Source organism: Halolamina salina (assembly GCF_042678005.1).
GTDB classification, from domain to species: Archaea; Halobacteriota; Halobacteria; order Halobacteriales; family Haloferacaceae; genus Halolamina; species Halolamina salina.
The window spans coordinates 8,816-14,576 of the sequence record NZ_JBHUDH010000183.1; the positions used below are offsets into that span (position 1 = coordinate 8,816).

4 protein-coding genes are annotated in these 5,761 nt (G+C 68.7%); 1 reads left to right on the forward strand and 3 read right to left on the reverse strand.

Annotated features, from left to right (window positions below):
- Window positions 1-351: 351 nt before the first annotated feature.
- Window positions 352-1,044 (forward strand): 6-hydroxymethylpterin diphosphokinase MptE-like protein, encoded by a 693-nt coding sequence (locus ACFR9S_RS13720; protein ID WP_379818893.1) that lies wholly within the window; start codon window positions 352-354, stop codon window positions 1,042-1,044.
- Window positions 1,045-1,050: 6 nt separating this feature from the next.
- Here the strand turns inward: ACFR9S_RS13720 and rqcH are convergent, their stop codons facing one another.
- The 3 genes from rqcH to ACFR9S_RS13735 all read right to left on the reverse strand — a co-directional run bounded on the left by rqcH (window position 1,051) and on the right by ACFR9S_RS13735 (window position 5,431).
- Window positions 1,051-3,195, reverse strand: coding sequence for a ribosome rescue protein RqcH (gene rqcH / locus ACFR9S_RS13725; protein WP_379731744.1), 2,145 nt, complete (start codon window positions 3,193-3,195; stop codon window positions 1,051-1,053).
- 88 nt (window positions 3,196-3,283) lie between these two features.
- Window positions 3,284-3,712 carry an SHOCT domain-containing protein gene (locus ACFR9S_RS13730; RefSeq protein WP_379731745.1) on the reverse strand — a complete coding sequence of 143 codons (429 nt, stop codon included), beginning with the start codon at window positions 3,710-3,712 and terminating at the stop codon, window positions 3,284-3,286.
- 39 nt (window positions 3,713-3,751) lie between these two features.
- Window positions 3,752-5,431, reverse strand: a complete 1,680-nt coding sequence (locus tag ACFR9S_RS13735; protein WP_379731746.1) for a tRNA uridine(34) 5-carboxymethylaminomethyl modification radical SAM/GNAT enzyme Elp3 — start codon at window positions 5,429-5,431, stop codon at window positions 3,752-3,754.
- Between the last annotated feature and the right edge of the window lie 330 nt (window positions 5,432-5,761).

Below are 5,761 nucleotides of genomic sequence, written 5' to 3' on the forward strand. Positions count from 1 at the left end.
CGCGGCCGTCGTCACGAACAGCACGTCGTCGCCGCCGAGCGTCCCGCCGGGGCCTCGGAGGAGCGCGCCGGCGAGTCCGGCCGTCTCGCCGGGACCGAGCGGCTGCACCGGGACGACGCCCGACTCGCTGGTGCGATAGAGATCCATGGGGTATCCTGCGCCAGCCAGCGCATCAAGGTTACGGGGTGGCCTCCGGCGGCCTCACACGCCGGAGCCGACAAGAAAGCTTATACCGGGGCCGCAGAAAACCACAGGTGGACGCCGGCACGGTACCTGGGTAGGGGTACTTCGGTACCACGCCGGCCCATTCATCTCCGCAGTATTCACGTCCCTCAGCGACCGCTACACCGTATGGAGTTCCACGTCTGGGAGCCAGTCTACGAGCGGATCCTCGCCGACTTCGGCTTCGGCCGCGCGGCCGACGAGCGCGCCCGCGACCGGCTGGCGGCGCTGACCGAGCCGTTCGACCTCGACGCCCTCCCCGCGTTCGAGGGGCGAACGGTCGCCGTCGCCGGCGCCGCCCCGACCCTCGCCGGCGAGGCGGAGACTGCTGCGGCGGCCGACCGCGTGATCGCCGCCTCCTCGGCTGCGGCGACGCTCCGGGACGCCGGGATCGAGGTCGACGTCGCAGTCACTGACCTCGACGGCGTGCCCGAACACCTCGCCGCCGCGAGTCGGGAGGGCGTCCCGGTCGCGGTCCACGCCCACGGCGACAACGTCGACGCGCTCGAAGAGTGGGTGCCGGCGTTCGCCGACGAGCGACTGCTGCCGACCACACAGGCCGCGCCGACGGCTCACGTCCGGAACTTCGGCGGCTTCACCGACGGCGACCGCGCGGCGTTCCTCGCGGACGCGCTGGGCGCCGGCGAACTCCGGTTCGTCGGCTGGCAGTTCGACGACCCCGACGTGGGCGAGCTGAAAGCGAGGAAACTGCACTGGGCCGAGCGGCTGCTCTACTGGCTCGAGACGCGGCGCGGCGAGCGGTTCGTGGTGCTCGACGGGCGGCGGGAGGAGTTGCGGCTTCCCGTAGAAGGTCGGCGATAGCGTCGTTTACACGTCCACCAGATCGCTCCCGCCCGGCGGCAGGAACTCCTGGATCCGGTCGGCGCTGGCGATCTTCCGGACGAACGACTCGTCGGCGAAGCGGGACTTGAACTCCCGGTAGCACTTCACCGCGGCGTCGTTCTGGGCGAACTTCCCGGGTTCGAGCGTAATCGTCGTCTCCGCCGTCGGCTCGATCGCGCTCGGCGGGCCGCCGATCACCCGCGTCTCGTCGTCGCAGGTGATGCCCACTTTCACTCGGGAGGGCATATCCCGGAAGTACTCCCGCTCGCCCCGAATCGCGAAGCCGCCCTTCTCCAGATACTCGCCGGACTCGGGCGTCTTGCTCACCTGATCCGGCTCGACCATGTAGGCGTCGCCGGCGCCGCGGCCGTCCTTCCAGACCGAGGAGTACGCGACCGCGAACTGGGCGGCCTCCTCCAGACTCGACTCGGGCCAGTCGACGGGGCTGGACGGCTCCGAGGGACCGCTGGCCTTGAGAATCGTCACCGGGCCGCCGTGGGCCTGCGTGTGGAAGAAGCGGTCGTGCTTGTTCAGGTACTTCTTCACCAGCGCCTCGTTCTGGTCGGCGTTGCGCCCGCCGATCACGAGGTAGCCGTCGCTGGTGTGGAACCACCGGAACTCCTCGTACCAGTGCTCGGGCTGGCGGACCGGAATCTCCGTCCGGGAGAGCCAGTCGATATCTTCCCGCTCCTCGTCGGGTTCCGGCTCCGGCTCTGGCTCCTCCTCCCACTCCTCGCGGCGTTTCTTGACGGCCTCGAGCCGCTCGCGGGTGTCCTCGATCGCCTCGCGGGCGCCCTCCTTCTTCCCCTCGACGCGCTTGGCTTCCTGATAGAGGCGATCGGCGTTCTTCTCGACGCCCGTCGTCGCGTCGAGGGTGATCCGTTCGTCGTCCACCTCGACGGTGACCGTCCCCTCGGAGCCGTCGACGTCGACGACCGCCTCGGCGGCGGGGATGCCCTGCTCGGCGCCCTCCGCCAGCGTCTCCTCGATCTCGTCCCACGGGCGGTCCTGCTCGCGGGCCTGCTGGATCGTCGACAGCACCTCGTCGATCAGGTCGTAGCGCGCGTAGCAGATCTCGGCTTTCCGCCGGAGCGCTTCGGCCTCCTCCTCGAACCCCTCGATGGCCTGCTCCTGCTGTTCGATGATGCGTTTCTCCTTCTCGATCTCGGCCTCGAAGTCGGGGCGCTCGCGGCCGCCGCCCTCCTCTTCGCGCTGGGCCTGCTCCTTGAGTCGGTAGAAGTACTCCTCGAGGGCGGGGTTGAACGAGTCGAACGCCTGACTGTGGAGGTCGGATCGCTCCTCCAGCACCACGGGGCTTACGTCGACGACGCGGCCGCGCTCGGTCAGCGGGCGGTCCTCGTCGTCCTCGCCGTCCTCGTCGAGTTCGACGTACACCCGGGGGTCGAACTGGCCGCCCCGGAGCGCCTCGGCGAGATCCGTCAGCTCGCGGTGGATCGCGCGGTACTCCTCCTCGCCCGCCTCTTCGATGTCCATCGCCTTCTCGACGCCAGCGCGGCGACAGAGCTCCTCGCCCCAGAAGCCGCCGAGATTGAGTTGGGTCGCGACCGTCCGCACCACGTCGGTGTCGGACTGCTCCATCCGGGCCTCGAGCGTGTCGTAGTCGACTTCGAGCGGATTGAGCCGGGACTGTGGGAACTCGTAGGGGCTGCCCGGCGCGACGGTGCGGGACTTGAGCCGCACCGTCTCCAGCGAGCGCACGACCTCGCCGTTGCCATCGAGGACGGCGACGTTGCCGTCGCCGAACAGCTCGACGACGAGCGTGGTGTTCTGGTCGGGGCGCTCGAACTCGAAGACGAGGATGCGGTCGAACTCGTACTGGGAAACGGAGACGAGGTCGGCGCTCTCGATCCGGTTGCGCAGCATCATCGCGAACTCCGGCGGGCGCCCGGGCGCGTCGGGCACGCGCTCGGGGTCGGCGACGTGGGCCTGCTTGTTCTCGCCCACCTCGATCAGCAGCTCCACCCGCCCGCGGTCGAAGTCCCGGAGCTTCAGCCGCAGCATGTCCTCGTCGTAGAGATACGCCTTGTCGAGCTTGGCTCCCTCGTAGCGGGAGAGCTCGGTCGCGAGCGCCGCGAGGTCGACGCTCGACAGTTCGCGTTTCGGCTCCATGCGCCGGATTTCTCGGGCGACCGGGAAGGGCGTTCCGTTCGGGACCCACGCTACGAGGGAGTGCTCGCGGCGCCGGCCGAGGCAGCGACTACCGCTCGCGTTCGGTCTCCCGGTCGCGGCGCTCCCGGCGGGCGTACTCCTCGGCGTCCTCCATCGTCTCGGTTCCGAGCAGTTGGTCGAGCTTGCGCTCGAACTGCGCCTCGCTCAGCTCCCCCTCCGCGTAGCGCCGGCGCAGGGTTTCGAGCGGCGTCTCGTCGTTCTCGTCGCTCGATCGGTTCGATACCCGGTCGTCGATGGCTTCGTCCAGCCACTCCTCCTCGTCGTCGTCATCGAACAGCATCGCGGTGATCGGCACGACCGCGACGTAGCCGACGAGCATCGCCGCCAGCCACCAGCCCTGATCGGTGAACAGCGCGCCCAACCAGATCGCGGTGACGAGCGTGCTCACGATGCCCGTGGCGTTCTCCCGGAGCCGCTGGCCCACGGAGTCCTGCCCGTCCCCGCCTGCGTCGCTCATACGCGGGGCATTGGGCGACGCTGACAAAAACACTCCCGTTCAGAGCCGCTTCGAGACGTACGGGCCGTCCTGGTGGTAGCCAAGCTTCTCGCGGTAGTACTCCCGGACGCCGATGCCCGAGATGATGCTCAGCTTCCCGAAGCCGGCCTCGCGGGCCTGCTTCTCGGCCTCGCGGACGAGCCGCTTCCCGTAACCGCGGTGCTGCCACTCCTGCCCGTCGTCGTCGCCGCTCCCGTCGAACGTCGCTTCGGAGCCGTAGACGTGCAGTTCGCGGACGAGCGCGGCGTCCTGCAGTTCTCGACGGACGGGGTCGTTCGGGAACCGCAGCCGGCAGAAGCCGATCAGCAGGTCCCGCACGGGGTCCTCGAAGGAGATGAACCGCTCGGTGCCGCCGCCGGCCTCGTACTCCATCGTGTCCAGCGTGATCTCCGCGGGATCGGGGTCGGCGTCGTTGTGCCCGACCTCACGGGCGCGGATGTCCCGGATGTCGTACCCCTTCTCCTCGGCGCGCTGCTGGGCGAGTTGGCGGAGGTTCGACTTCCAGACGCCGCCCTCGATGAAGTCCGCGGGGATGTCCCGCTGGACGCGCTGGAGCCGGCAGTACTTCGGGATCTCGTTCATCGCGTCGGCGACGACGTCGGCGGCGGTCTCGTTGTCCAGCGGCTCGAAGTCCTCGCGCTTCCACATGTCGTAGACGCGGGTGCCCTCGACGACCAGCGTCGGGTAGATCTTGAGGTAGTCCGGCCGCCACTCGGGGGAGTCGAACAGCTGTCGGAAGTCCTCGCGGCACATCTCTTGGCTCATCCCGGGCTGGCCCGGCATCATGTGGAAGCCGACCTTGAACGCCGAGTCCCGCAGCCGGCGGTTGGCGTCGATGGAGGCCTGCGTGCCGTGGCCGCGGTGCATCTCGCGGTTGATGCGCTCGTAGGTGGTCTGGACGCCGACCTCGACCTTCGTGCCGCCGAGATCGAGCATGCGGTCGATCTGCTCGGGGTCACACCAGTCGGGCTTGGTTTCGAAGGTGATCCCCGTCACGCGGATGTCGCCCGTCTCGTTCCGGGCGATCACGTCCTCGAGGTACTCGAACTCCTGCTCCTCGGGGGGTTCGGCGAAGCTTTCGGTCTGACTGGGGTCGGGATCGGAGTCGAGGTCGTACTCGTTCATCGCCTGCAGCGCGCGCTTGACGAACCACTCCTGGTAGTCGTGGCTGCGGGCGGTCATCGTGCCGCCCATCAGGATGAGTTCGGCCTTGTCGACGGGGTGGCCGATCGAGCGGAGTTGTTCTAGGCGGAGCGTGACCTGGCCGTAGGGATCGTAGTCGTTCTGCTCGCCGCGGGCCGCCGCGGGCTCGTGGCCGGTGTAGGACTGCGCCGAGGAGAACTCCGAGGCCGGCCCGCCGGGGCAGTAGAGACACTTCCCGTGCGGGCAGAGATGCGGCGAGGTCATGATCGCGATGGGCGAGACGCCCGAGGCGGTCCTGACGGGCTTGCGCCGGACGACGGACTTCACCTCCTCGCGCCACTCGTCTGGGGCGTAGCTGAGGATATCGCCGTTGGTGGGGACCTTGGGGGCGCCCGTCTCGCTGCAGACCTCGCGCTTTGCGGCCTCGAGGTCGTCGCGTTCGAGGCCCTCCTCGATGATCCGGCGGCAGAGCTCCTCGCAGGCGTCGACGAAGGCGGGGGGGTCGCCGTTTTCGGTGTCCGCGGCGTCCGTGCTCATTGGTGTGTGGTGGGTGGTTTTCGGGGTTAAGGGTTGCGAGCGAGACAGGGAAACGTCGCGAGTGGAACGAGCGACGGTAAACTGTCTCGTTATGCGAACGGCGAACGGAGTGAGCCGTGAGCCAGTGAGGGAGGTAAACGTGAGGAAGTGAAACGACTGAACGGCAAACTTCCTCGTTACGCGAGCGGTGAGCGTCAGCGAACCGCGAGCCAGCGATTGAGTTGATCGATCGGCGATGACTACCGTATCCGCGAACACGACCGCGGAGTGAGCAGGGCCACTTGTGACCGCAACCGCCCCGCACAGCCCTCACCGCTCGCGTCTCACTCC